The following is a 24959-nucleotide window of genomic DNA, read 5'->3' on the forward strand; positions in this document are numbered from 1 at the left end:
CGCTATTTTACGATAGATGTGAAGATATAAATAAAAACCACTTGCGCGTAGTGCTGTTCGGTTAAGGTTATTTATAGTTGTTGCCCTAACGAAAGCTGGCGTCATCTCCACGAGACCAACGTCATTTCCACGAGACCAACGTCATCTCCACGAAAATCAACGTCATCCCCATGAAAATGGGGATCTAAAATCACCCAGATTCCCGTTTTCACGGGAATGACGAAGTATTTAGCACTAACCGAACAACATTACGTTTGCACGGGAATGACGAGAGGTTAGAGTAATGACCAAACGGTATTACACTTGCGCGGGGATTATTTTTTATATGAGTAGCCGATTGTCTAGTTCAAGCCTTCGAAAAACTTTTCACCAGTAGGGAAGTCTCCTTCAACGCCAAGCAAAGTTCCAGTGTCACTAAAGTTAACAAAAAGGTTTTTCTGAATAGGATCACTATGGCCTTTTTGATGGTGATAAATGTAATACCACGTATTTGGGTATCCATTTTCTACCAGCATAGGTGAGCCCATCACATAACGAACTTGTTCTTTCGTCATGCCAAACTTTAATTGATCGACTGCTTGTTGCTCAATGTAGTTACCTTGATTGATATCTATCCGGTAAACCAATTTTTCTGCCAGAGAACAGCCTGTAAGCATTGTTAAGGCTAGAGGAACGGCAACTAACCATTTCTTAAATCGCATAGTGGGAAATTCTTTATTAATAAATATATTCGCTAAAACTCGCCAGATGATAAACAAGGTTGGCCGAGAAGTAAAAGAGGTATTACCTCAAGTTGAATATAAGACCGCGAAATTTGCGATTGGTTGCAAAAAAAGTGGTCGCAACGAAACAGACAAATGATCACATTGCATATTAAGCCGCTAATAGTTCTTTTGCATTTGCAATGGTGGATTCTGTAATCTGGCTGCCACCAAGCAAGCGCGCTAATTCAGAGACGCGTTGTTCTTCGTTGAGTGAATTCATCTGCGTCTCCGTTTTGCCTGCTTTGGTCTGTTTGGCTACAAACAGCTGTTGATGACCACAACCGGCGACCTGCGGTAGATGCGTAACACAAAGGACTTGGGTCGACTCACCTAATGTACGCAGCATCTTGCCTACTACCGCTGCTGTTGGTCCGCTTATACCGACATCCACTTCATCAAATATCAGGCTTGGTGTATCCACTTTTTGAGCCGTGATAACCTGAATCGCCAATGAAATGCGGGATAACTCACCACCAGAGGCCACTTTAGCAATAGGTTGCAATGGTTGACCTGGGTTGGTAGAAACCAAGAATGTCACGTAGTCGATGCCAAGTGGCGTGGTGCGGCTATGATCTTGCTCTATGTTGATATTGAATTTGGCTTTTTCCATACTGAGTTCATGCATGCTATGGCTAATGAGCTTGTTGAGTTCTTTTGCATAACGGCTTCTAGACTTGCTCAGCTTTTCTGCACTAGTAATGAACCTTTGGTGCATAGCCTCTACTTCTTTTGCTACGGCTTCTAGTTTTTCATCCGAGCAGTCAAGATCGTCTATCTGTTTAAGCAGGTCTTGATGGTGGGCATATAAGTCATCGGCCAACACGTGGTGCTTACGAGAAATAGACATCACTTTTGAAAAGCGCTCTTCAACATAGACCATTCTTTCGGGGTTGATGTCGACGGTTTCTAGGTAGTGGCGTAGTTCGCTGCTGGCTTCCTCAACCTGAATAATGGCCTCGTTCAGCATGGAAGGCAGCGCGCTCAATGAGCTATCTAGATCCGCCAGATTGATGAGAACTTGGTTTGTTGATTGGAGAAGTTGTAACGCATTTACCTCTTCACCCTCGTATAACGTATGGATCGCCGATTGGCAATTAGAGGCGAGCTCGCCGCTGTTGGATAGACGTTTGTGTTCTTGTTCGAGTTCTACAAACTCATTTTCGCCAAGAGAGAGCTCATTCAACTCTTTGATTTGGTATTCCAAAAGCAGTTTCTGCGCTTGGTTTTCTTGGCTGTTCTGTGTTAGTTCATCTAATTGATTTTTAACCAGACGCCACGCCTGATAATGGCTACGAGACTTATTGATTAATTCTGAATGCCCGGCATATTGATCCAACATAGACAGTTGATAATCGCTCTTCATCAATTGATGATGCGCATGCTGGCCATGGATGTTGATCAGGTTTTGTCCAAGAGATTTTAACTGAGAAAGGGGGACAGGGCTGCCGTTAATAAAGGCCCTTGATCGACCGTCTTTAGTGATAATACGACGAAGTATGCACTCACTTCCGTCAAGCAATTCATTGTCTTCTAACCAGCGCGTTGCGTGAAGGTTATTGTCGAGTTGAAAGGATGCGCACACCTCGGTTTTTTCTTCACCTTGACGTACCATCCCGGTTTCTGCTCGGTCACCAAGGCATAAGCCGAGAGCATCAATCGCGATGGATTTACCTGCGCCTGTTTCACCAGTAATGGTTGTCATTCCAGTAGAAAGCTCTAGCTGAAGAGACTTAACGATCGCAAAATTATTAACACTTAAATGAGCCAGCATTTTAGTAACCCTGTATGAATGAACAACACTGTATAAAGAAACAGTATATACTGTTTCTTTATACAGTAAAGTTATCAAGGTGACTTTTTTGTGAGCGATTCTGTGTTTTTGAGATCTGAATTGTGTGTTAACTGTTCGTTAGACCTTAGAACAGTTTACTAGACCACCCCAGTTTATTCCGTAGGACGTGGTAATAGCTGTAGTCTTCGGGGTGTATCAGCCGCAACTTATCAGGGCTTTGAAATATGATCACTTCGTCACCCGGTGACACAGGCAAGGAGACTTGTCCATCACAGCTTATTTCTTGAATGCCTCTGTTGTCTGGAGATACCATCAATTTCACCTTGCTATTGCCGTCGACAACCAAGGGGCGGCTAGACAGAGTATGTGGAAACATAGGCACAATAGAGATGGCGTTGAGACTAGGCGAGAGAATAGGGCCACCACCAGAAAGGGAATAGGCTGTTGAACCAGTTGGTGTAGAAACAATCAGGCCGTCAGAACGCTGAGAAAAGGCAAAGGTATCATCGATATAGACTTCAAATTCTATCATGCGAGCAATCTTACCCGGGTGAAGAACCACTTCATTTAACGCAGTATTATGGCTTTTCAGTTGACCATCTCGATAGACTTCTGCTTCAAGAAGAAAACGCTCTTCTTCAACGAACTGTCCGTTAAGTACCTTTTGCAACGGTTCTTTAAATTCTTCAGGATCAAGATCGGTCAGAAAACCGAGATTACCACGGTTGACACCGATGACAGAGATATCAAAACGGGAGAGAAGTCTTGCGGCACCAAGCATATTTCCGTCACCACCTACGGCAATGGCGAGGTCCGCTTTTGACCCAATATCGACTAAGCTTGTAAAAAAATGGTCTTCGATATCATCAAGAATATCACGAAGACGATCATCAATAACGGCGTTATAACCCTCAGAGGCAAGCCAATGGAACAAATCTTTATGAGTTTGTACCGCTTTGTGATCTCTTGGTTTTCCAATTATGCCAATGGTTTTAAAAGGCTTTTTCATGAAGATAATCCAATTAAAGATGAAAGGACGCGTTTAGCGCTTGAATCATTAATATCAATCCCCATAATAAAGGCAACTAAATCAAATACGCGAGTGTTTTATTTAAGTTTAGATGTCCGCGTCTCTTAAATTGATAACAAGACTTGCGTTAGAAACTAAATTCCGAAGTTTGGAGAAAGCATGAGTAACAAAGAAAGCAAAATTGAGCAAGAAGAACTAAACCAAGAAGCAGTAGAGCAAGAACTCGACTCCGATGTGGATGCAGTGGGTACCGATGGCGATATTGATTGGAATGAAACCGATGCAATTGATGAAGAAGAATCAAAGATTGCACAGTTAGAAGCCGCACTACTTCAAAGTGAAATGCGAGTGAAAGAACAGCAAGAATCCGTTCTACGCGCAAAAGCAGAAGTAGAGAACATGCGTCGCCGTTCTGAACAGGAAATGGATAAAGCACGTAAATACGCTTTGAATAAGTTTGCTGAAGAACTATTACCGGTTATCGATAACCTAGAACGTGCTATTCAAGCCGCCGATGTTGAGAATGAAGCGGTGAAACCTTTAGTTGAAGGTGTTGAGCTTACGCATAAGACATTTACTGACACTGTGGCTAAGTTTGGTCTTAAAGAGATTAACCCAGAAGGTGAGGCGTTTAACCCTGAATTCCATCAAGCGATGTCGATTCAAGAGAGCGCCGACCATGAACCAAACAGCGTTATGTTTGTGATGCAAAAAGGTTACGAGTTAAACGGACGAGTTATTCGTCCTGCAATGGTCATGGTTTCTAAATAACCTACCTTCGGGATGCAACTTGTCCTGAATACAGCTTAGATAAGCTGGATAGTAATCAATGGATGAACGGGGTGCTTTTGAGCAACCCGTTTTTTTGAATAATAGAAAATGGTGATGTTTTTTTTATTCTATCCCTTGAAAAGCGATTCAATGCCCTTATCTAAGGTGCAGACACAAAACAAACATTTGGAGATAGGGGGTTGAATCCTTATTCTCCGTCCCCATTTAATGGGATATAGAAATTGAATAACTGAATTTTCGGAGAGAGTCTGATGGGTAAGATCATTGGTATTGATTTAGGTACTACTAATTCATGTGTTGCTGTATTAGATGGCGACGCACCACGCGTAATAGAAAATGCTGAAGGTGAGCGTACAACGGCTTCCGTTATCGCTTATACAGATGGCGAAACGTTAGTAGGTCAACCTGCTAAGCGTCAAGCGGTTACTAACCCGCAAAATACAGTATTTGCGATCAAACGTTTGATCGGTCGTCGTTTTGAAGATGAAGAAGTTCAGCGTGATATCAAAATCATGCCATTTAAGATTGTTAAGGCTGATAACGGTGATGCTTGGGTTGAAGCGCAAGGCCAAAAAATGGCTGCACCGCAAATTTCTGCAGAAATTCTGAAGAAAATGAAAAAGACAGCTGAAGATTTCCTCGGCGAAGAAGTTACTGGCGCGGTTATTACTGTTCCTGCTTACTTTAATGATGCTCAGCGTCAAGCGACAAAAGACGCAGGCCGTATTGCTGGTCTAGAAGTTAAACGTATCATCAACGAACCAACTGCAGCTGCTCTAGCCTATGGCCTAGACAAAAAAGGCGGCGACCGCACTATTGCTGTTTATGACCTTGGTGGTGGTACATTTGATATCTCTATCATCGAAATTGATGAAGTTGAAGGCGAGAAAACGTTCGAAGTACTGGCAACGAATGGTGATACTCACCTAGGTGGCGAAGACTTTGATAACCGCATGATCAACTACTTAGTAGACGAATTTAAAGCAGACCAAGGTATCGACCTTAAAAACGATCCACTTGCAATGCAGCGTGTTAAAGAAGCGGCTGAAAAAGCGAAGATCGAACTGTCTTCAACGCAACAAACTGACGTAAACCTACCTTACGTTACTGCGGATGCGACTGGTCCTAAGCACATGAACATTAAAGTGACTCGTGCGAAACTAGAATCATTAGTAGAAGACCTAGTTCAACGTACTCTGGAGCCTCTAAAAGTTGCTCTAGCAGATGCAGACCTTTCTGTTGGTGACATCAACGACGTAATCATCGTTGGTGGCCAGACTCGTATGCCTATGGTTCAAGCTAAGGTTGCTGAGTTCTTCGGAAAAGAAGCGCGTCGCGATGTAAACCCTGATGAAGCCGTTGCCATGGGTGCAGCAGTTCAAGGTGGTGTACTTGCTGGTGAAGTTAAAGACGTTCTACTTCTAGACGTTACTCCTCTGTCTCTTGGTATTGAGACAATGGGCGGTGTAATGACTAAGCTTGTTGAAAAGAACACGACTATCCCAACAAAAGCGAATCAAGTATTCTCAACGGCTGAAGATAACCAAAACGCGGTAACCATTCACGTTCTTCAAGGTGAGCGTAAGCAAGCGACATACAACAAATCTCTAGGTCAATTTAACCTAGAAGGTATTCAGCCTGCGCCACGTGGTATGCCTCAAGTAGAGGTTACCTTTGACCTTGATGCTGATGGTATCCTTCACGTATCTGCGAAAGATAAGTCAACAGGTAAAGAGCAGAAGATTACTATCCAAGCTTCTGGTGGCCTAAGCGACGAAGATATCGAAAAAATGGTACAAGAAGCAGAAGCGAACAAAGAAGCCGATAAGAAGTTTGAAGAGCTTGTAACGACTCGTAACCAAGCTGATCAAATGATCCACGGTACTCGTAAGCAAATCGAAGAAGCAGGCGAAGCACTTCCAGCTGAAGAGAAAGAGAAGATTGAAGCGGCAATTAAAGAGCTAGAAGACGTGAAGAATGGCGACGATAAAGAAGCTATCGACACGAAAGTTCAAGCCCTAATGACCGCGGCTCAAAAACTGATGGAAATCGCTCAACAGCAAGCACAAGCGCAAGCTGGTGAAGGCGAAGAAGCAGGCCAACAACAAGCGCAAGATGACGACGTTGTTGACGCCGAGTTTGAAGAAGTTAAAGAAGACGACAAAAAATAATTGAAGTGATTTCTTCCCCTTGTAAGGAGGAAGAAATCAATGGATTATTTGTAGTCTCAATATATGTTGCGGGCGTTGGAGTTTTCTCTTTCGCCCGTAAATTTGTAAATAATGAATCTAACTAGATAATGGTATATGACCATTTTCTAGTTAGATTTGAAGCAAGTAAACGGTATTTGAAAACATGTCAAAACGTGATCTTTACGAAGTCTTAGGCGTAAGCCGTGAAGCCTCAGAGCGAGATATTAAAAAGGCGTATAAGCGTCTTGCGATGAAATTCCATCCCGATAGAAATCAGGATGATGACCAGGCTGGCGAAAAGTTTAAAGAAGTAAAAGAAGCGTATGAAATCTTAACCGATCCCCAGAAAAAAGCAGCCTATGATCAATATGGCCATGCTGCTTTTGAACAAGGTGGTATGGGTGGCGGTGGCGGCCAAGGTGGTGATTTCGGCGATATCTTTGGTGATGTGTTTGGTGACATTTTCGGCGGAGGCCGTCGTGGTGGTGGTCAAGCGCGCGCTCAACGTGGTGCTGATCTTCGCTATAATATGGAACTCTCTTTAGAAGATGCGGTTCGAGGTTGTGAAAAAGAGATTGAAGTTCCTACTCTTGTAGAGTGTGAAGTTTGTGATGGTTCTGGCGCGAAGAAAGGTTCTAGCGCGCATACATGTGCAACCTGTCATGGTCACGGCCAAGTGCAGATGCGCCAAGGTTTCTTTGCTGTTCAACAAACGTGCCCAACCTGTAACGGTAAAGGCAAAACAATCAAAGACCCATGTAATTCATGTCATGGTCAAGGCCGTAAGCAGAAAACTAAAACACTTAACGTTAAGATCCCGGCTGGTGTGGACACAGGTGATCGCATTCGTCTATCAGGCGAAGGTGAAGCTGGAGAACAAGGTGCGCCAACAGGTGATTTGTACGTTCAGGTTCATGTACGCGAGCACAACATCTTTGAACGTGAAGGCAACAACCTTTATTGCGAAGTACCAGTGAGTTTTGCTCAAGCCGCACTCGGTGGTGAAGTTGAAGTACCTACACTCGATGGCCGTGTAAACCTTAAGGTGCCAGAAGAGACACAAACGGATCGCTTATTCCGCATGCGTGGAAAAGGTGTGAAAGGCGTTCGTGGCGGCGGTATTGGTGACCTTATTGTTAAGCTGGTTATTGAAACGCCAGTGAAACTCAGTTCGCGTCAAAAAGAGCTGTTAAAAGAGTTCGAAGAGACGTGTGCTGGTGATGCAGCCAATAAGCACAAGCCTAAATCAGAAGGTTTCTTCAACGGTGTTAAGAAGTTTTTTGATGACTTAACCCACTAGGTTAATAAATGAGATTAACATTGGTACCGGGTTCAATAGGTACCATCACGTTAAGACTCGCGATAAAAGCCACTCATAGCAGTGGTTTTTTTGTGCCTAAATTTCGGTAAGAATTTGCGGGTGAAATCTCTACCCCTTAAGATAACAATACAGTGGTTCCAGCTATAGTTCTGACCTCCCTCCAGATTGTGCTTTCTTTGTTTTAACGTCTCAAATTTAGTTGTTAGCATCACTCCATACACATTGTCATACTAAGTGAAGTCAGTTTGTGAACGACGACTTTTCTCGCTTAGTATTAGGGGTTATTGATGAACCGAGGGTTTACCTTAATCGAACTTCTTGTTGTTCTTTCTGTATCGAGTGTTTTGTTGTTTGTCGCCTTGCCTAACGTTCAACTGTTTTATCAAAACTATCAACTCAGGCAGTTGGCTGTGGAGCTGAAAAGGTTTTTCAGTCAAGCACGAGTAGAAGCACTGACAAGACGGCAAGATCTCTGGATACGGTATTCGGTGAGTGAAGGAGGGAGTGTGAATGGTTGGCGCTTGTCTTTGGTGCAGCAAAATCGAGTGACCGGTGACGATAATGAAATTGCGTCGACTGTGGGAAAGGGCACCCCGCTTTCTCCTTCTTGGACATCAATAAAACTGGATGGAAGAACAGGACGGGTATTAGAAAACGGTTATCTGTTGATAGGCGATAAAGCGACGAGTGGCACCTCATTGAAACTGATCACACACCATGTTACCGGGCGAGTGAGGATATGCGCTATTGGGGAGCAATTTTATGGCTATTCAGAATGTTAGTGGGATAAGGGCACTAAAACGCGCCAATGTAGGTGGGTTCACCTTAGTTGAGATGCTTGTGACGAGTGCGCTAACGGCGTTAGCGATGACCACTTTAACCTCCATCACGATTGCGAGTAGTTCTGCCGCTCAGAAGGAGATTCGATTGCTTCTTCTGCACAGTGCGGTTTCTGATTCATTGCGCTTTATTCAGGATGATCTTAGAAGAGCGAGTAAGATAATAAGTTCAGAGTCAGAACTGAGTTACACCTATCGAGAGGGTGACGAGGTTATCTATTCCGTGTTTAAAGCCGATAGCAAAGAGCAAAAACTTAAATATTGTTCCTACAAGGTAACGGACCCATCCATCAATAGACAGTGTCATCCCTTCTATTCGGTGTTTGATCAGACTCAGATACGTCTGGTTAGCTTTACGGTTAAAGAGACGCAGATGAGCGGTGTTGAGCCCGCCCTATTTGAACTATCGCTGACGGCTTCCTTGGTTGATATAGAGGCGCAATTTAACCTGACGATAAGCGTGGCAATGCGATGAGAACGAAACAGAAAGGAATAGTGATATTGATACTGTGTCACTTTTTTCTATTAGCGGCGCTCGCTTTGTCTATGGCTGGCTATTCTGGTGTGTTTACGCAGTATAAAAGGGGACAGAGTGAGATTGAGTATCGTAAAAGGTTTTGGCTGGCCGAGGCGGGGCTAGAATGCGCTTTTGCCCTGTTCGCGAGTCAGTTGGTAACGAAATCAATGGCGATGGATAAACAGGTAAGCGAATGCAGCCTACCACTTACTGTTGAGGTGACATGGGTTTTGGACATGAGAAAAAGTGAAAAACAGTACTCGATAACGTCGACGGTAGGAAGTCTGTCACTTTATCGTCAATTACTGATTAGTGAAAAACCTAAGTATCGGGTTGAGTGGGTGGCAGGGAGCTGGCGTGATTTTAATTAAGCAGGTTCGTGGGTTTGGGCTGATGGAAGTACTTATCGTTATGTCCCTTATTTCTTTCTCTATTTTAGGCTTAGCCCAACTTCAAATCGATACACTGAGAAGTGCTCGGCTAGCCCAACGACAGCAAGAGGCATTGTACCTAGCTGAATCTACGTTAGAGCAATTGCGTTTAAAGGGTGGTGACTTAGAAAGCCGTGTTCAATTCGCGAAAATGACCAAGTCTCCAATAATGGTCGAAGTACAAAAAACGAGGGAGAGCCATCGATTTACGGTGACGTCAACAATTACGGACCTGGGGAGCATTCCAGGCCTCAAACTGCTTGAAGTAGAGGTCAATTGGCGCGGTGTCTCGGGTGAAATTCGTCGTTTAATCTTAAAGAGTGCGCGATATAATACCGATGCCACTAAATAACGGGTCAAATGAACTGGTTTTAATAACGTAATTAATGAAATTGATATAAGGATGATGAATCACGTTAACAGGTTCCTTTTTGACGCTTAGCTACGCTACAATACGTTATCAATATTGACTGCGACAGGGCTTCCCCATTGACGACCGACACGAAAACATTTTCTGAACAAGATGCGTATTTTATGCGCCAAGCTATATCGCTTGCTCATGAAGCCGAATTGGCAGGAGAAGTACCCGTCGGTGCTGTTTTAGTTAAGGACGGGGAGATTATTGCTCGAGGTTTTAATCGTTCTATTTGTGAACACGATGCTACCGCTCACGCTGAAATACAGGTGTTAAGGCAGGCTGGGAAGGTACTAGAGAACTACCGTTTAGTCGATACCACTTTATATGTCACTTTGGAACCATGCCCTATGTGCGCAGGGGCGTTGTTGCATAGTCGAGTAAAGCGCATTGTTTATGGCGCGCCAGATCTAAAGTCTGGGGCTGCCGGAACCGTGCTAAATCTGTTTGATACCCAAGCGGCTTACCATTATGCCGATGTAGAGGCTGGATTGTTGGAAGATGAGTGCCGAATTCAGCTGCAATCTTTCTTTAAACGAAGACGCAAAGAGAAGAAAGAGTCAAAAACAAATCAAACCGTTTGAGTTTCTTATGGAGTAGAGAAACTAGTCAAATGTTTCGCAATGAACATAAGCTCTGTGACGCCAGATCACCTTCTTTTTATTGTTGGCTAACATTCTTTTTCGACGATTCGCCGATGACGTTTTCGTCGCGAGGCTTTTTGACTGCTTTCTAATAGAGTGCATTGTCACTCTCCTTTTTATGTAACCCTAATCTAGGTTATGTCGTTTTATCATTTTATGTAAGCGTTCTTTATAAAGATAGTTTATTACCAAATGATGAATAGCGCAGATGAAAAAAAAGCAGATAAATAATTATCTGCTTTTCGATTATTGCTGTACCGACTTTTCTTGCTTTGGTTCTTCCTGTGTTGATGCTTTCTGTTCTGATGTTGACTCTTTCTCTGTTGTCGCGGGCAGAAGGATTGATTGCCCCTTCTCTGGTGGGCCCACAAGTTCCCCGTTCTCTTCTGGAGGCAACGGAACGTCAATAACCTGAATGCCCTCAATATCTATATCGGCGCTTAAGGCCAGCTGTTCTTCAACATGACCAATAATAGATTGATAATAGCGTCGAATATTCTCGACATAGTTTCTGGCTTCATCCCCTCGGGCATAGCCGTATCGAGTTTTACTATAGTATTTTCGTTTTTTAAGCAGTGGTAATCGCTCTTTTACATCCGCCCAAGAGTCGGGGTTGCCTTTTTGTGAACGTGTTAGGCGACGAGCATCCATCATATGTCCGTAACCAACGTTATAAGAGGCGAGGGCGAACCAAATTTTCTCGTGCTCTGGTATGGAATCAGGTACCCGTTCAACAATACGCTGCAAATATTTAACCCCACCTATGATCGCTTGCTCTGGGTCTAAGCGATTCTTGACGCCCACGAGCTTCGCTGTAGGCAGCGTGAGCATCATCATGCCACGAACCCCTGTCGGTGATGTTGCTCTAGGGTTCCAGTGTGACTCCTGATAAGAGAGGGCGGCTATTAAGCGCCAATCAAACTTACCTGCGTGTTCTTTAAAGAGGGGTTCCCATTTCGGCAACTTGCTATCCAATGCCCGAACGAAGGCGCGGGTATCGACGTAATCAAAGGATTCTACGTGGCCAAAGTACTTTTCTTCGAGTGTGGCGAGATCACCCGATTGCTTCATCTCTCCAAAAAATTCTATCAACAAGGCATAAAGGCTTTCATCATCCGCTTTCCTCATATACCAAGAAATAGGTTGGTCTTCGGTCAGTTCGAGTGCGAGTGCAATATCTGGGTATAAACGTTGGGTTAAAGAGATCTCCACTGAATCGGCAATCGTATAAGCAAGCTCCCCGGTAGAAACCTGTCGAAGTAGGTCTTTTACATCCGAGTCCTTACTGGTGGAGTATTGCAACGTAGGGTATTCAATCTTAAGATTTTCTAATGTTGGCACGAAGTGAGAGTCTGAAACGATCGTTAAGATTTCTTGAGGGTTCTTTTGTTGTCTTTCGACCAAGTTTTTAATACTTCTTGGTTTCCAACTTCCGGCCTTGTAAACAAGCTGTTGGCTAACATAATAGTACGCAGGTGCAGCACGAAATGACTGTATGCGGTCTGGAGTTTGGCTAATACCTGCCGCAATAATATCGATTTCACTGTTTTTTAATGCAGGGAATAACCCGGACAAACGATAAGCGGGTTTCATTTCCAGTCTTACACCGAGTTCGTCGGCAAAGCGTTTTGCAAGCTCATAATCTAAGCCAGTAGGGCCATCGGGACCAATATAATAGGCGAGTTGATTATTCAGTGTTCCAACTCTTAATACGCCTCTTTCACGAACTTTATCCAATTCACTTTTTGGATCAGATTCGATCTGACAGCCAGCTAAGAAAAGCCCCAAAATAAGTATAAGAGATGTTTTGTGCCAGTAACGGTTAAAAAAATTACGCATTAAAAGGGGTTCTTTATAGATTGACTATGCTCTTTATAGCAGAGCTGCAATGTTCGGCAAAGAATCATTAAAGAAAACAGTGACTATTTGCAGGTTATAAGCTATTTCTAGCTTTATTGGCTAGATTATCAGAAAATGGCGCAAACGGTTGCTTTTGGTGTTACGTCACAAAACTTTTTCCTCTATAATACGGCCGCAACAGGTAGGTGAAATTGGTATAAGTTCGATTTTTTGTTGTAACATATTGAATTTATTCCAATATCACCTAAATCAATTGCATAAGAGACCTAAGCACATGAGAATTTTGCGTGGCTCCCCAGCTCTATCTGAGTTTCGAGTTAACAAGTTACTAGAACTTTGCCGTGAACAAGATCTGCCAATTACAGATATTTACGCCGAGTTTATGCACTTTGCCGACTTAACCGCTGACTTAAATAGCGAAGAGGTTGAAAAAGTAGAAAAATTACTTACTTACGGTCCAACTATTCAAGAACACGAACCAGCAGGAAACCTACTGTTGGTGACACCACGTCCGGGTACGATTTCACCTTGGTCTTCAAAGGCAACCGATATTGCGCGCAATTGTGGTCTAAGTAAGGTTAAGCGATTGGAGCGTGGTACCGCTTATTATGTTGAGTCATCGACAACGCTTTCGCCTTCACAACTTGTTCAAATTCATGCACTGATTCACGATCGAATGATGGAAGTGGTGTTTACCGATACGGACAGCGCCGCGCAGTTATTTAAGGTTGCGGTTCCTGCTCCGGTTGCCGATGTCGATATCTTGTCTGGTGGTCAACAAGCATTAGAAGAAGCAAATATCGCGCTAGGCCTAGCGTTGGCCGACGACGAGATTGATTATCTAGTCGAGAGCTTTACAAAGCTAGGTCGCAATCCAAATGATATTGAATTGATGATGTTTGCTCAGGCAAACTCTGAGCACTGTCGTCACAAGATTTTCAATGCAGATTGGACTATTGATGGTGTAGAACAAGAAAAATCATTGTTCAAAATGATTAAGAATACGTATGAAACCAACAGCGAATATGTTCTTTCTGCTTATAAAGATAATGCCGCAGTTATGACCGGCTCTCATGTCGGTCGTTTCTTCCCTAACCCTGATAGCCGTCAATATGATTATCATCAAGAACTCGCGCATATTCTGATAAAGGTGGAGACACATAACCACCCAACAGCGATTTCTCCTTGGCCGGGTGCCGCGACTGGTTCTGGTGGTGAGATTCGAGATGAAGGAGCGACGGGCATTGGTGGAAAGCCTAAAGCGGGCTTGGTGGGTTTTGCTGTCTCTAACCTGCGTATCCCTGGCTTTGAACAACCTTGGGAAACAGACTTTGGCAAGCCAGGTCGTATCGTTAACGCCTTAGATATTATGCTTGAAGGTCCTCTCGGTGGCGCGGCTTTTAATAACGAATTTGGCCGACCAAACCTGCTTGGTTATTTCCGTACCTATGAAGAAAAAGTGAACTCTCACAATGGTGAAGAGGTTCGTGGGTACCACAAACCAATCATGATCGCTGGTGGCTTAGGCAACATTCGTGATGAACATGTACAGAAAAAAGAGATCCCCGTTGGTGCAAGCTTAATTGTTCTCGGTGGTCCGGCGATGAATATTGGTCTGGGGGGCGGTGCTGCGTCTTCTATGGCTTCTGGCCAGTCCGCTGAAGACTTGGATTTCGCTTCTGTTCAGCGTGAAAACCCAGAGATGGAGCGCCGCTGTCAGGAAGTGATTGATCGCTGTTGGCAGATGGGTGAAGAGAACCCAATCGCCTTTATTCATGATGTTGGTGCGGGTGGTATTTCTAACGCATTGCCGGAGTTAATAGACGACGGTGAGCGTGGTGGTAAATTCCAACTGCGTAGCGTTCCGAATGATGAGCCGGGTATGAGCCCATTAGAGATTTGGTGTAATGAATCTCAAGAGCGCTATGTTATGGCTGTTGCGCCAGAAAACATGGCGTGTTTCGACGCCATTTGTCAGCGTGAGCGCGCACCCTATGCTGTGGTTGGTGAAGCGACAGAAGAACGCCATCTAACGTTAGAAGATTCACACTTCGACAACACGCCCATCGACATGCCATTGGATATTCTTCTTGGCAAAGCGCCAAAGATGCATCGCGATGCGACAACACTGAAAGTAAATAACCCTGCAATGGATACGGCGGGTATCGAAGTAAACGAAGCATTAGACCGTGTATTGAGATTGCCAACTGTGGCAGAAAAAACCTTCCTCATTACCATCGGTGACCGATCAGTGACGGGGCTTGTTGCTCGTGACCAAATGGTGGGCCCTTGGCAGGTTCCTGTTGCAAACTGTGCGGTAACTGCAGCCAGTTATGATACCTACCACGGTGAAGCAATGTCGATGGGTGAGCGTACCCCAGTGGCCTTACTAGACTTTGGCGCTTCTGCACGCTTAGCCGTAGGTGAATCACTGACCAATATCGCCGCAACGGATATCGGTGACATTAAGCATATTAAATTGTCTGCAAACTGGATGTCGCCATCGGGCCATCCCGGTGAAGATGCTGGTCTATACGAAGCGGTGAAAGCCGTGGGCGAAGAGCTATGCCCTGCGCTTGGACTAACCATTCCTGTTGGCAAAGATTCGATGTCAATGAAGACAAAATGGGAAGAGAACGGCGAACAAAAAGAAGTAACATCACCATTAAGTTTGGTTATTACCGCATTCGCTCGAGTTGAAGATATACGTAAAACTGTGACGCCACAGCTGCGCACTGACAAAGGTGAAACCAGCCTAATCTATATCGATTTGGGTAACGGAAAAAACCGTATGGGTGCGACCGCATTTGCTCAGGTATACAAGGCGTTGGGTGATAAACCTGCTGACGTTGACAGCGCAGAACAGTTGAAGGGCTTCTACGACGCCATTCAGACACTTGTTCGTGAAGGCAAGGTGATGGCTTATCATGATAAAGGCGATGGTGGTCTTATTGTGACGCTAACTGAAATGGCCTTTGCTGGGCATTGTGGTCTGAGTGCTGATATTGCGTCGTTGGGCAGCGATACGTTATCGACGCTATTTAATGAAGAGCTTGGTGCTGTCATTCAGGTTCAGAGTGAATCTGTTGAATCGGTTCTCGTTACCTTAGCCTCCTTTGGTTTAGCTGAGCTTAGCCATGTCATTGGCGAAGTCGAGCTGTCAGACAGCATTATTATTAACCATGACGATACCGTTGTGCTTGAGCGTTCTCGTACAGAGCTTCGTACTATCTGGGCTGAAACGACGCACAAAATGCAAGGGTTACGTGACAACCCTAAATGTGCCGACCAAGAATTTGCCGCCAAATCTGATGACAGCGATATAGGGCTTAATGTCGACCTTAGCTTCGATGTGCATCAAGATATTGCCGCACCTTATATCCTAAAAGGCGCGAAACCTAAGATGGCCATCTTACGCGAGCAAGGGGTTAACTCTCATGTGGAAATGGCCGCGGCGTTTGATCGCGCGGGCTTTGAAGCAACAGATATACACATGAGTGATATCTTAACCGGCCAAGTGGTACTCGACGAGTATCATGGTTTAGCCGCTTGTGGTGGCTTCTCTTATGGTGATGTACTCGGTGCTGGTGAAGGTTGGGCGAAATCTATCTTGTTTAACAGCCAAGCGAGAGATCAGTTTGAAGGCTTCTTTAAGCGTGAAGATACGTTCTCTTTAGGGGTTTGTAACGGCTGCCAGATGCTCTCTAATTTACATGAACTGATTCCAGGTGCAGAGCTGTGGCCGCGATTTGTTCGCAATGAATCTGAGCGTTTTGAAGCTCGCTTTAGTTTGGTTGAGGTTCAGAAATCGGATTCAGTTTTCTTTAGTGGTATGGAAGGATCTCGTATGCCTATCGCAGTTTCTCATGGCGAAGGTCAAGTAGAAGTGCGTGATATTGCACACCTAAATGCGATCGAAAACTCAGGTACGGTAGCGGTTCGTTATGTTGATAACTTGGGTAATGCAACTCAGCAATATCCAAATAACCCGAACGGTTCACCTAATGCGATTACTGGTTTAACGACGACGGATGGTCGAGTTACCATTATGATGCCGCACCCTGAGCGAGTATTCCGCACGGTTGCTAACTCCTGGGCCCCTGATTCATGGGGCGAAGATAGCCCATGGATGAGAATGTTCCGTAATGCTCGTGTGAACGTTGGCTAAATAAGAGTTAACTGGATATTGAAACGCCCTTAGTTTACAAAAAACTAAGGGCGTTTTCATTTTCTAAACCAAATCTATAACCATTCCTAGGACACTCATATTTCTGTGAAAATATAATATTGTTTGATTAACGTAATCGAATTTCATCATCCTCACGAAAACCAGCGTCATCCCCATGAAAATGGGGATCTAATATCACCAAAATTCTCGTTTGCACGGGAATGACGAAGTATTTAGCGTTAACCGAACAGCATTACACGAAAGTGGGGGATAGAGACTCTTTATCTCAGTTAAGTTGTAAAATTGAAATTATCTTCGCTTTTTATTGGAGATTACCAAGCCAAAATTACAGCAATTGTTCTTCTGATATGGTTTAATGCGCGGATTGAAAAGAGTAGTGGCTCTTTTATGTACAGTGAGTAGGAAAGAAAATGAGTGCCAGTAAAAAGTTTAGCTATAAAGTTATTGAAAAACGAAATGGTTGGGCTGCCGAAATCGTTCGTCAAGTCACCGCTCAACGCACGGCGGTATCTAAGCGAGAAATGGGTTTTGAGACTGAAGCAGAAGCGATAGCATGGGGCGAAAGAGAGTTACCAGCATTTATCGCAATGCAAGCTGAGAGAAACAAACGTAAATCTGCAGGGCGTAAAGCAGAAAAAGAATAAAATTTATCTTTTGGTAAGGTAAATAAAGACAAAAAGGGCAGGCTTTCGTATCGACGAAAGCCTGCCCTTTGTTTATGTAAATAGTAATTACTAACCAATTACATGATTACTTCTTCGGTATATTTTCCAAAATTGCCACCATTTGCTCCCAATAGAGCGCAACGGTATCAATCTTCACTTTCTCGTCTGGAGAGTGAGGAAATTTAATGGTTGGGCCAAAAGATAACATATCCATATTTGGATATGGTTCCTTAAATAGGCCACATTCTAAACCTGCGTGGATAACCATGATGTTTGGTTTTCTACCGTAAATACCTTCGTAAGTATCTCTAAACACGCTCATGATTTCTGAGCTAGCATCGGGTTTCCAACCGGGATAACTACCGTTAAATTCGATCTTAGCATCAGCAAGTTTCGCGATCGATGTCAGCATACCTTCAACTTGGCTACGACCTGAATCGATTAATGAGCGAACCAGACAAAGCACGGTGATCTTATTCTTCTTGGTGTTAATCACACCAACGTTTAAAGAGGTCTCGACTACGCCTTCAATGTCATCACTCATTCGGATAACACCGTTTGGACAGGCATTAAGTGCCTGAATAAATCGTGTTTGAGATTCTACGCTGATCATCAGAGAGTTGGTCTCGGCGACTTCGTAGTAAGAGAGAATTCCCGTTTCCACTTTGCCTAATTCCGCTCTAAGCATGCCGATGAACTGAGTAAATAGTTCATTTAACTGCCCTTCATTAACCATAGGCAGTGCCACGGTAATAAAGGCTTCACGAGGAATGGCATTGCGAAGGCTACCGCCTCTGAATTCGACCAATTGAAGCTCGAGTTCTTGGGCATGGCTCGCAAGGAATCTCGCGAGTAGCTTGTTGGCGTTACCACGACCCGTATCAATATCACAGCCTGAGTGGCCACCTTTAAGCCCTTTTATTGACAGCTCTCGAGTAACGTAGCCTGTTGGTATCTCTTCTCTTTTAATATCAAAGGTCAGCGATCCATCTACACCACCGGCGCAACCCATGTACACTTCACCCTCTTGTTCGGAATCCGTGTTGAGTAAAATATCGCCTTCTAGCCAACCATTTTGTAAGCCAAACGCGCCAGTCATCCCTGCTTCTTCATCGATAGTAAGAAGCACTTCTAAAGGACCATGTTTTATGTCATCTGAAGCCAGTACAGCCAAACAAGAGGCCATGCCCATGCCGTTGTCTGCACCAAGCGTGGTTCCTTTTGCTGTTACCCATTCACCGTCAATGTAGGGTTTAATAGCGTCGGTCTCGAAGTTATGTTTTGTGTCGTCATTTTTTTGCGGCACCATATCGATATGAGCCTGAAGCACAACACCTTTCCGGTTTTCCATACCTCCCGTTGCTGGTTTTTTTATAAATACGTTACCAGTAGGGTCTCTTTTTACTTCGAGCTTTTGCTCCTGTGCCCAATTAATAATGTATTGGGCAAGTTCTTCTTCGTGCTTAGAAGGGTGAGGTATAGAGCAAATTTTATCAAAAAACTGCCAAATGAGTTTCGGTGACAGAGAACTGATTTCCGAGTGATGTTTAGACACAGGTAACTCCTATTTTTGTCCAAAGCTTTAATTTGAATTCAACTTAATAGCGCTACAAAGACATGGTTAATAGCTGAATCCATCGGTGACTCGGATTCAACAATCATCTTATAGAATGATTCAATCTTTGGCGAAGTAAAGAAAGCACGCATCATATCACCCAGACTTTGGTTACAGAAGTGGAATCACTCTGAGATATGACGTAGATAAAAGAGGTTTTCAATACGCCGTGCTATTTGTGTAATTTAATAACGTAAAATGAGATGAAAACCAAATAAATGTGATTCAAATCACCTTTATTGTTGTAATTTTATTTCATCATGATATAGTACTCCCGTCTTCCAAAATGAAGACATATTGCTCAAAGGATGAGCCCGAATATCGCCTCCACGGAACCGAGAACATAGATTGTTTAATTGAATTAAGGTGATAGATATGAAAGGTTTAGTTTCTTCAACGTTTTGGGTTTCACATTCTGTTTATACCCAGAATTTTCAGTATCCTATTAGCTTCGGTTACTAATTGTAATCGCGCTATTGTGATTTGAACTTAAATGTTCGCCCCCAATATTAGAATTTTTGGCAACCGTTAGGTTGTTCTGATTCAAGCGCTACTTTTATTGAAGTAGCGTTTTTTTTGTCTAATCAATGTAATCCATTACATTGATTAGTGTTTTTATCAATTGGTATTGATTACTATTATTACTCTCTATTTTTCGCAGCTTATTTACGTAAAAGGGCAATAAAAGTAGCAGTTAATTAGTCAATGGGATAAAAAATCACCACATTGACAATTACATATTTTATCGATATAAATTCTTTTAAAACATAGCTTTAACTTTAATTTCCTATCTGTCGCAACTTGTTCGTCTTCGTGCTCGCGAATAAAAAACCATTTTATATCCGAATCCTGCTGGAAATTGCCATTTGATAACTTTATAATTCGCGCCAATCGTTTACGCAATCGTTTACTTAATTTTTTGAATTATCTTTTGGGGACTAATTATGCTGGAAAAGCTGTTTAAACTCAGTGAGAACAAAACCAATGTTCGGACTGAAGTTATCGCAGGTGTGACAACCTTTTTAACCATGGCTTACATCATTTTTGTAAACCCTGCGATTCTGTCTGAAACCGGAATGGATCGTGGAGCTGTTTTTGTTGCTACCTGTCTTGCTGCCGCTATTGGTTGCTTCATTATGGGGTTTGTTGCTAACTATCCAATTGCTCAGGCTCCAGGAATGGGCTTAAATGCATTCTTTACCTATTCGGTTGTTTTTGGAATGGGCTACACATGGCAAGTTGCTCTCGCGGCAGTGTTTGTTTCTGGTCTGTTGTTCATCCTATTAAGTATCTTTAAGATTCGTGAGTGGATAATTAATTCTATCCCAATGTCTTTGAGAACCGGGATCTCTGCTGGTATCGGTCTGTTTCTCGCATTTATTGCCTTGCAAGGATCCGGCATTGTTGGTGATAACCCAGCGACGTTAGTTTCTATCGGTTCAGTGACTTCTCTGCAAGCCATCTTAGCGGCAATAGGCTTCTTCATTACTATCGCCTTGGTACACAGAGGTTTTAAAGCAGCAGTAATGATCGCCATTCTTATTGTAACGGTACTTGGTATTATTTTCGGTGATGTGCAATATCACGGTGTTTTCTCTATGCCACCGAGTATCGCGCCTACTTTTATGCAGCTTGATTTTAGCTCTATATTTGAAGTGGGTATGATCTCCGTAGTGTTTGCCTTCTTATTTGTTGACCTGTTTGATACTGCGGGCACTTTAGTTGGTGTCGCGACAAAAGCTGACCTTATAAAAGAAGATGGTAAAATACCTCGTCTAAACCGTGCTCTACTTGCGGACTCTACAGCAACATCGGTGGGTGCGTTATTGGGAACCTCTAACACAACCTCTTATATTGAAAGTGTTTCTGGTGTTGCGGCCGGGGGTCGTACAGGATTAACTGCAGTTGTCGTTGGCATTTTATTCCTACTTGCATTATTCTTCTCGCCATTAGCAGGTATGATCCCAGCATATGCGACATCAGGCGCTCTATTTTATGTCGCCATTTTGATGATGTCTGGATTGGTATCTATCGATTGGCGTGATCTAACAGAAGCGGCCCCTGTGGTGGTTATCTGTTTGCTTATGCCGCTTACTTACTCTATTGCAGATGGCATTGCACTTGGCTTTATTTCTTATGCAGCCATCAAAGGTTTGAGTGGTAAAGGTCGGGAAGTTCCAGTGAGTGTTTGGGTTCTTGCTGTCGTTTTTGTACTAAAATTTGCTTTCGCTTAATTATTGAATAAGTGTGAAAAGTCCAAACAGGTTAATAATAATATGAGTAACAAGTTCATCATTACTTGGGACAATATGCATATGTATTGTCGTCAACTCGCTGAGAAGCAGATGCCTGCTGAACAGTGGAAAGGCATTCTCGGTGTAAGCCGCGGTGGTTTGGTTCCTGCGGCGATTTTAGCCCGAGAACTAGGTATTCGATATGTTGATACTATCTGTATCTCTAGCTATGATCATGATCACCAACGTGATATGACGGTTGTTAAAGCGCCAGAAGGTGACGGTGAAGGTTATCTGATCGTGGATGATCTTGTGGATAGCGGAGACACCGCTCGTAAGATTCGTGAGATGTATCCTAAAGCAAAATTCGTAACCGTAAGCGCTAAACCAGCAGGCGCTCACTTAGTTGACGAATATATTGTCGATATTGCTCAAGATACCTGGATTGAACAACCGTGGGATATGGAAATCGCCTACGTTGACCCAATCAACAGAAAATAGTCATTTATTTATGCAAATTTGAAAATGCTCCTGTATAGGAGCATTTTTTTTTATATGATGTAATTAATTATGGCCTAACACAGTAGTGAACTATGTCTGATTCCAATGTAAATCTTTCTGAAACGCTTTTCAAAAAGCACAAGCAAGCTAAAGAAACATCGGCCTTGATAAACTATATGCCCAGTAGCGTGGAGTTTCTCGAGGAAAAAAAAGAGAAAGACCATTACGCTTGGTATCGTAATGTTCGTCGCTATCAGTGGATATGGCAAGGGATAGACCCAATAGAACAAGAAGAAGTATTGTCGAAAATCGCTTCTTCCGAACATTCAAGAACGGAAGATAAGTGGTTGGATACTGTTATTGGGTTTCGTTCCGGTAACTGGGCTTATGAATGGACACAGCTAGGAATGCGTCATCAAAAGCTTGCTGCCACTCTATTGGGAGAGGAAGCTTCCGATGAGTTTTTCTACGCTAGCCTCTGCTACAGTATCGCGGGCTACCCTCATCTGAAGGGGGACAACCTCGCTATTCAAGCTCAAGTGTTAGCGAACTCCGCGCACGATGAAGCGATGAAGATGAGCAAATACGTGACTCGTCAGTTCGAAGTCTCTTTTCAAGGCAAAAAAATACAAGCCAACTTGCATCTCCCTAATACAGATAAGCCTCAACCTGTGGTGATGGTGAGTGCGGGTTTGGACAGTCTAAAGACCGACCTGTGGCGCATCTTTAAAGACTATTTGGCTCCGATGGGAATTGGTATGCTAACGATTGATATGCCGTCTATTGGGTCGAGTAGTCATTGGCAATTAACCGAAGATTCCTGCAAGCTGCATCGTGCGGTTCTGAATGAATTGCCTAACCTGCCTTGGGTCGATCACCACAAAGTCGGCTTGTTGGGTTATCGCTTTGGTGGCAATGCTATGCTAAGGCTTGCATTTATCGAGCAAGACAAGATCAAAGCCTGTGTGGTCATGGGGGCGCCGCTTCACGATACGTTCTCGTCACCTGAAAAAGTAAAAAACATGCCCAAGATGTATCTGGATGTACTGGCCTCTCGATTAGGAAAAACAGCGGTAGATGTGCACAGCTTAGCCGGACAAATGATGGCTTGGTCGTTGAAAGTTCAAGGTTTTTTGACTAGTAAACGTACAAAAGTACCGGTATTAGCTTTGTCATTAGAGGGCGATCCTGTTTCTCCTCACTCAGATAATCGACTTGCTGCAATTTTTAGCCATTATGGCAAAGCGAAGCAAATACCATCGGATTCTATTTCCGTTGGGTATGAGCAATCACTCGATTTGGCTATTAAGTGGTTGGAAGATGAGTTAATTTGATAGCAGTTTCGTTGTTTTCTGTATAGCATAGAAATGTTGCGCAACATTTGGCACTGGAAGTTATAAATAATAATTATATCGACATGGAGTATCGTATGGCGAACAAGGTGGTTAGCCCAACTCATTTTCGACTGATAACGGCGTTAAGAGCAATAGGCCCTTATCTAAGAGAGTCTGAGTCGCACGATGGCAAATATATATTTGACTGTCTTTCTGTTTGTGTTGATGACACAAAATCTCCAGAGTTACGTGAATTTTGGGGGTGGTGGATGGAACTCGATTCCTCCAAGGAAGACGACGCTGTAAACGGATTCATCGCAAAATTTCAAGTTGGTAAGTACAACACTGAAGGTAATTGGGTTACGGCAAACGTACCGAAAAAATTCAAACAAGAAGTTGCCCGAACCCAAGAGGAATTTCTGACAAAACTAAGCAAAGTACTTGAAGAGCGTTTTGCTTTAGAGTTTACCCTTCATGATGAGTCTGAAGAGTTTGTCTAATTTGTATTTTTAATGTAAAAAAAGCACTTTCACCGTAAATAATAATAAAAAGGCGCATTTATGCGCCTTTTATGCTTGTACAAATTAAGATGGATTGTTAAAACATCTCTTCGAATTAAAACTTTATGTAGTAAGGCAAATGACAACTCAACAACGCGGGCAAGCATCGCAACCAAAAACGGTAGTGGGTCACAAGACAATTGTGGTGAAGCTTGGAACCAGTGTACTCACTGGTGGTACTTTGGCGCTAGACAAAGCTCATATGGTTGAGCTCGTCCGCCAATGTGCGCAACTTAAACAACAAGGACATTCCGTTGTGATGGTTTCTTCGGGAGCCATTGCCGCAGGTCGTGAGCATTTAGGTTACCCCGCACTCCCCAATTCAATGGCGAGCAAGCAGATGCTTGCTGCGGTAGGCCAAAGCCAATTGATTCAGGTTTGGGAGTCGTTGTTTGCTCTTTACGGCTTAAAGATTGGTCAGATGCTGCTTACTCGAGCTGATCTTGATGACCGTGAGCGTTTTCTTAATGCCCGGGATACCATTAATGCATTGATAGAAAACGATATTATCCCCATAGTGAACGAAAACGATGCAGTGGCAACTTCTGAAATAAAGGTGGGTGACAACGACAATCTGTCAGCGCTTGTGGGGATTTTATGTGGTGCAGACAAATTACTACTATTGACGGATCAGCCGGGTTTATTTACCGCGGATCCTCGATCAAATCCGGATGCTAAATTGATTCGTGAAGTGACGACGATAGATGAAACGCTGCGCAAAATTGCTGGTGGAAGTGGAACAACGCTCGGAACCGGCGGGATGGCAACTAAACTCCAAGCGGCTGATATTGCGCGAAGAGCAGGTATTGAAGTCATTATTGCGGCAGGTAGTGCAGATAATGTCGTCGCGACGTCCATTAGTCATAGCCCACAGGGCACGAAATTTGTTGCCTTACCAGACGCGTTGGAAAATCGTAAACGTTGGATACTTGCAGGGCCAGCCGCTTTAGGCGATATTATTATTGACGATGGTGCAGTGAAAGCGGTAGTAGAAAGAGGTAGCAGCTTGCTTGGTAAAGGGATAGTGAAGGTGACAGGGCAGTTTGCTCGAGGTGAAGTCGCAAGAGTTAAAAACAAAGCAGGTCAGCTTGTTGCCAAAGGTATCGTTAGCTATTCCAATAAAGATTTGGTTAAAATAATTGGTAAACACAGTAAAGATATTAATGCGATCCTAGGTTATGAATACGGCTCAGAAGTGATTCATCGCGACGATCTTGTGGTTATTAAAGAGTAACCCGTCAATTATTTAGGGTTTAAAAGTAAG

General features: G+C 43.5%; 21 protein-coding genes. 15 read left to right on the plus strand and 6 right to left on the minus strand.

Annotation, left to right across the window (positions count from 1 at the left end; translation table 11 throughout):
* Positions 1 to 341 precede the first annotated feature (341 nt).
* The 3 genes from bamE to nadK form a co-directional block, all read right to left on the minus strand.
* Positions 342 to 701 (minus strand): outer membrane protein assembly factor BamE, encoded by a 360-nt coding sequence (gene bamE / locus IUZ65_RS03500; protein ID WP_195702416.1) that lies wholly within the window; start codon positions 699 to 701, stop codon positions 342 to 344.
* A 172-nt stretch (positions 702 to 873) separates the two neighbouring features.
* On the minus strand, positions 874 to 2535 hold the full coding sequence (recN, locus tag IUZ65_RS03505) for a DNA repair protein RecN (RefSeq protein WP_195702417.1): 1662 nt from the start codon (positions 2533 to 2535) through the stop codon (positions 874 to 876).
* 145 nt (positions 2536 to 2680) lie between these two features.
* The gene (gene nadK, locus IUZ65_RS03510) at positions 2681 to 3565 is read right to left on the minus strand and encodes an NAD(+) kinase (RefSeq protein ID WP_195702418.1); all 885 of its coding nucleotides are present in this window, start codon (positions 3563 to 3565) and stop codon (positions 2681 to 2683) included.
* Positions 3566 to 3745: 180 nt separating this feature from the next.
* Here nadK and grpE point away from each other — a divergent pair, with 180 nt between their 5' ends.
* The 8 genes from grpE (at position 3746) to tadA (ending at position 10677) form a co-directional block, all read left to right on the plus strand.
* A complete protein-coding gene (gene grpE / locus IUZ65_RS03515) occupies positions 3746 to 4357 on the plus strand; it encodes a nucleotide exchange factor GrpE (RefSeq protein ID WP_195702419.1) in 612 nt (203 codons plus the stop codon).
* 272 nt (positions 4358 to 4629) lie between these two features.
* Positions 4630 to 6549 (plus strand): molecular chaperone DnaK, encoded by a 1920-nt coding sequence (gene dnaK / locus IUZ65_RS03520; RefSeq protein WP_195702420.1) that lies wholly within the window; start codon positions 4630 to 4632, stop codon positions 6547 to 6549.
* 184 nt (positions 6550 to 6733) lie between these two features.
* Positions 6734 to 7870: a molecular chaperone DnaJ gene (gene dnaJ / locus IUZ65_RS03525; RefSeq protein WP_195702421.1), complete on the plus strand. Its 1137-nt coding sequence runs from the start codon at positions 6734 to 6736 to the stop codon at positions 7868 to 7870.
* A gap of 308 nt (positions 7871 to 8178) precedes the next feature.
* A complete protein-coding gene (locus IUZ65_RS03530) occupies positions 8179 to 8673 on the plus strand; it encodes a pilus assembly FimT family protein (protein WP_195702422.1) in 495 nt (164 codons plus the stop codon).
* Positions 8654 to 9205, plus strand: a complete 552-nt coding sequence (locus IUZ65_RS03535; protein ID WP_195702423.1) for a prepilin-type N-terminal cleavage/methylation domain-containing protein — start codon at positions 8654 to 8656, stop codon at positions 9203 to 9205. The genes IUZ65_RS03530 and IUZ65_RS03535 overlap by 20 nt, the downstream gene beginning before the upstream one ends.
* Positions 9202 to 9618, plus strand: a complete 417-nt coding sequence (locus tag IUZ65_RS03540) for a hypothetical protein (protein WP_195702424.1) — start codon at positions 9202 to 9204, stop codon at positions 9616 to 9618. The genes IUZ65_RS03535 and IUZ65_RS03540 overlap by 4 nt, the downstream gene beginning before the upstream one ends.
* Positions 9605 to 10030, plus strand: coding sequence for a type IV pilus modification PilV family protein (locus tag IUZ65_RS03545; protein ID WP_195702425.1), 426 nt, complete (start codon positions 9605 to 9607; stop codon positions 10028 to 10030). The genes IUZ65_RS03540 and IUZ65_RS03545 overlap by 14 nt, the downstream gene beginning before the upstream one ends.
* Positions 10031 to 10212: 182 nt before the next feature.
* On the plus strand, positions 10213 to 10677 hold the full coding sequence (gene tadA, locus IUZ65_RS03550) for a tRNA adenosine(34) deaminase TadA (protein ID WP_195704982.1): 465 nt from the start codon (positions 10213 to 10215) through the stop codon (positions 10675 to 10677).
* A gap of 21 nt (positions 10678 to 10698) precedes the next feature.
* Here tadA and IUZ65_RS03555 read toward each other — a convergent pair whose 3' ends face one another.
* Complete coding sequence (locus IUZ65_RS03555; protein ID WP_195702426.1) at positions 10699 to 10839, minus strand: hypothetical protein; 141 nt, start codon at positions 10837 to 10839, stop codon at positions 10699 to 10701.
* Between the two features lie 144 nt (positions 10840 to 10983).
* On the minus strand, positions 10984 to 12576 hold the full coding sequence (mltF, locus tag IUZ65_RS03560; protein WP_195702427.1) for a membrane-bound lytic murein transglycosylase MltF: 1593 nt from the start codon (positions 12574 to 12576) through the stop codon (positions 10984 to 10986).
* Between the two features lie 295 nt (positions 12577 to 12871).
* Between mltF and purL the strand changes: the two genes are divergently transcribed.
* Both purL and IUZ65_RS03570 read left to right on the plus strand, forming a co-directional pair.
* Positions 12872 to 16765 (plus strand): phosphoribosylformylglycinamidine synthase, encoded by a 3894-nt coding sequence (gene purL / locus IUZ65_RS03565; RefSeq protein WP_195702428.1) that lies wholly within the window; start codon positions 12872 to 12874, stop codon positions 16763 to 16765.
* 431 nt (positions 16766 to 17196) lie between these two features.
* A complete protein-coding gene (locus tag IUZ65_RS03570) occupies positions 17197 to 17430 on the plus strand; it encodes a DUF3622 domain-containing protein (protein ID WP_195702429.1) in 234 nt (77 codons plus the stop codon).
* 106 nt (positions 17431 to 17536) lie between these two features.
* On the opposite strand, the gene IUZ65_RS03575 is transcribed toward IUZ65_RS03570, so the two are convergent.
* Entirely contained in the window at positions 17537 to 19006 is a 1470-nt protein-coding gene (locus IUZ65_RS03575) for an aminoacyl-histidine dipeptidase (RefSeq protein WP_195702430.1), read from the minus strand.
* A gap of 1004 nt (positions 19007 to 20010) precedes the next feature.
* Between IUZ65_RS03575 and IUZ65_RS03580 the strand changes: the two genes are divergently transcribed.
* The 5 genes from IUZ65_RS03580 to proB all read left to right on the plus strand — a co-directional run bounded on the left by IUZ65_RS03580 (position 20011) and on the right by proB (position 24929).
* Complete coding sequence (locus tag IUZ65_RS03580; protein ID WP_195702431.1) at positions 20011 to 21300, plus strand: NCS2 family permease; 1290 nt, start codon at positions 20011 to 20013, stop codon at positions 21298 to 21300.
* A 42-nt stretch (positions 21301 to 21342) separates the two neighbouring features.
* On the plus strand, positions 21343 to 21801 hold the full coding sequence (gene gpt, locus IUZ65_RS03585; RefSeq protein WP_195702432.1) for a xanthine phosphoribosyltransferase: 459 nt from the start codon (positions 21343 to 21345) through the stop codon (positions 21799 to 21801).
* A gap of 92 nt (positions 21802 to 21893) precedes the next feature.
* Complete coding sequence (gene frsA, locus IUZ65_RS03590) at positions 21894 to 23135, plus strand: esterase FrsA (RefSeq protein WP_195702433.1); 1242 nt, start codon at positions 21894 to 21896, stop codon at positions 23133 to 23135.
* Positions 23136 to 23230: 95 nt separating this feature from the next.
* Positions 23231 to 23635 (plus strand): sigma factor-binding protein Crl, encoded by a 405-nt coding sequence (gene crl / locus IUZ65_RS03595; protein WP_195702434.1) that lies wholly within the window; start codon positions 23231 to 23233, stop codon positions 23633 to 23635.
* 139 nt (positions 23636 to 23774) lie between these two features.
* Positions 23775 to 24929, plus strand: a complete 1155-nt coding sequence (gene proB, locus IUZ65_RS03600) for a glutamate 5-kinase (RefSeq protein WP_195702435.1) — start codon at positions 23775 to 23777, stop codon at positions 24927 to 24929.
* The last annotated feature ends 30 nt before the right edge of the window (positions 24930 to 24959 follow it).

The organism is Vibrio sp. VB16 (assembly GCF_015594925.2).
GTDB lineage: Bacteria > Pseudomonadota > Gammaproteobacteria > Enterobacterales > Vibrionaceae > Vibrio.

Excerpts from the sequence above, each read along its gene's own strand:
- bamE (WP_195702416.1), bottom strand. The coding sequence starts at position 701 with ATGCGATTTAAGAAATGGTTAGTTGCCGTTCCTCTAGCCTTAACAATG.
- recN (WP_195702417.1), bottom strand. The coding sequence starts at position 2,535 with ATGCTGGCTCATTTAAGTGTTAATAATTTTGCGATCGTTAAGTCTCTT.
- nadK (WP_195702418.1), bottom strand. The coding sequence starts at position 3,565 with ATGAAAAAGCCTTTTAAAACCATTGGCATAATTGGAAAACCAAGAGAT.
- grpE (WP_195702419.1), top strand. The coding sequence starts at position 3,746 with ATGAGTAACAAAGAAAGCAAAATTGAGCAAGAAGAACTAAACCAAGAA.
- dnaK (WP_195702420.1), top strand. The coding sequence starts at position 4,630 with ATGGGTAAGATCATTGGTATTGATTTAGGTACTACTAATTCATGTGTT.
- dnaJ (WP_195702421.1), top strand. The coding sequence starts at position 6,734 with ATGTCAAAACGTGATCTTTACGAAGTCTTAGGCGTAAGCCGTGAAGCC.
- IUZ65_RS03530 (WP_195702422.1), top strand. The coding sequence starts at position 8,179 with ATGAACCGAGGGTTTACCTTAATCGAACTTCTTGTTGTTCTTTCTGTA.
- IUZ65_RS03535 (WP_195702423.1), top strand. The coding sequence starts at position 8,654 with ATGGCTATTCAGAATGTTAGTGGGATAAGGGCACTAAAACGCGCCAAT.
- IUZ65_RS03540 (WP_195702424.1), top strand. The coding sequence starts at position 9,202 with ATGAGAACGAAACAGAAAGGAATAGTGATATTGATACTGTGTCACTTT.
- tadA (WP_195704982.1), top strand. The coding sequence starts at position 10,213 with ATGCGCCAAGCTATATCGCTTGCTCATGAAGCCGAATTGGCAGGAGAA.
- IUZ65_RS03555 (WP_195702426.1), bottom strand. The coding sequence starts at position 10,839 with ATGCACTCTATTAGAAAGCAGTCAAAAAGCCTCGCGACGAAAACGTCA.
- mltF (WP_195702427.1), bottom strand. The coding sequence starts at position 12,576 with ATGCGTAATTTTTTTAACCGTTACTGGCACAAAACATCTCTTATACTT.
- purL (WP_195702428.1), top strand. The coding sequence starts at position 12,872 with ATGAGAATTTTGCGTGGCTCCCCAGCTCTATCTGAGTTTCGAGTTAAC.
- IUZ65_RS03570 (WP_195702429.1), top strand. The coding sequence starts at position 17,197 with ATGAGTGCCAGTAAAAAGTTTAGCTATAAAGTTATTGAAAAACGAAAT.
- IUZ65_RS03580 (WP_195702431.1), top strand. The coding sequence starts at position 20,011 with ATGCTGGAAAAGCTGTTTAAACTCAGTGAGAACAAAACCAATGTTCGG.
- gpt (WP_195702432.1), top strand. The coding sequence starts at position 21,343 with ATGAGTAACAAGTTCATCATTACTTGGGACAATATGCATATGTATTGT.
- frsA (WP_195702433.1), top strand. The coding sequence starts at position 21,894 with ATGTCTGATTCCAATGTAAATCTTTCTGAAACGCTTTTCAAAAAGCAC.
- crl (WP_195702434.1), top strand. The coding sequence starts at position 23,231 with ATGGCGAACAAGGTGGTTAGCCCAACTCATTTTCGACTGATAACGGCG.
- proB (WP_195702435.1), top strand. The coding sequence starts at position 23,775 with ATGACAACTCAACAACGCGGGCAAGCATCGCAACCAAAAACGGTAGTG.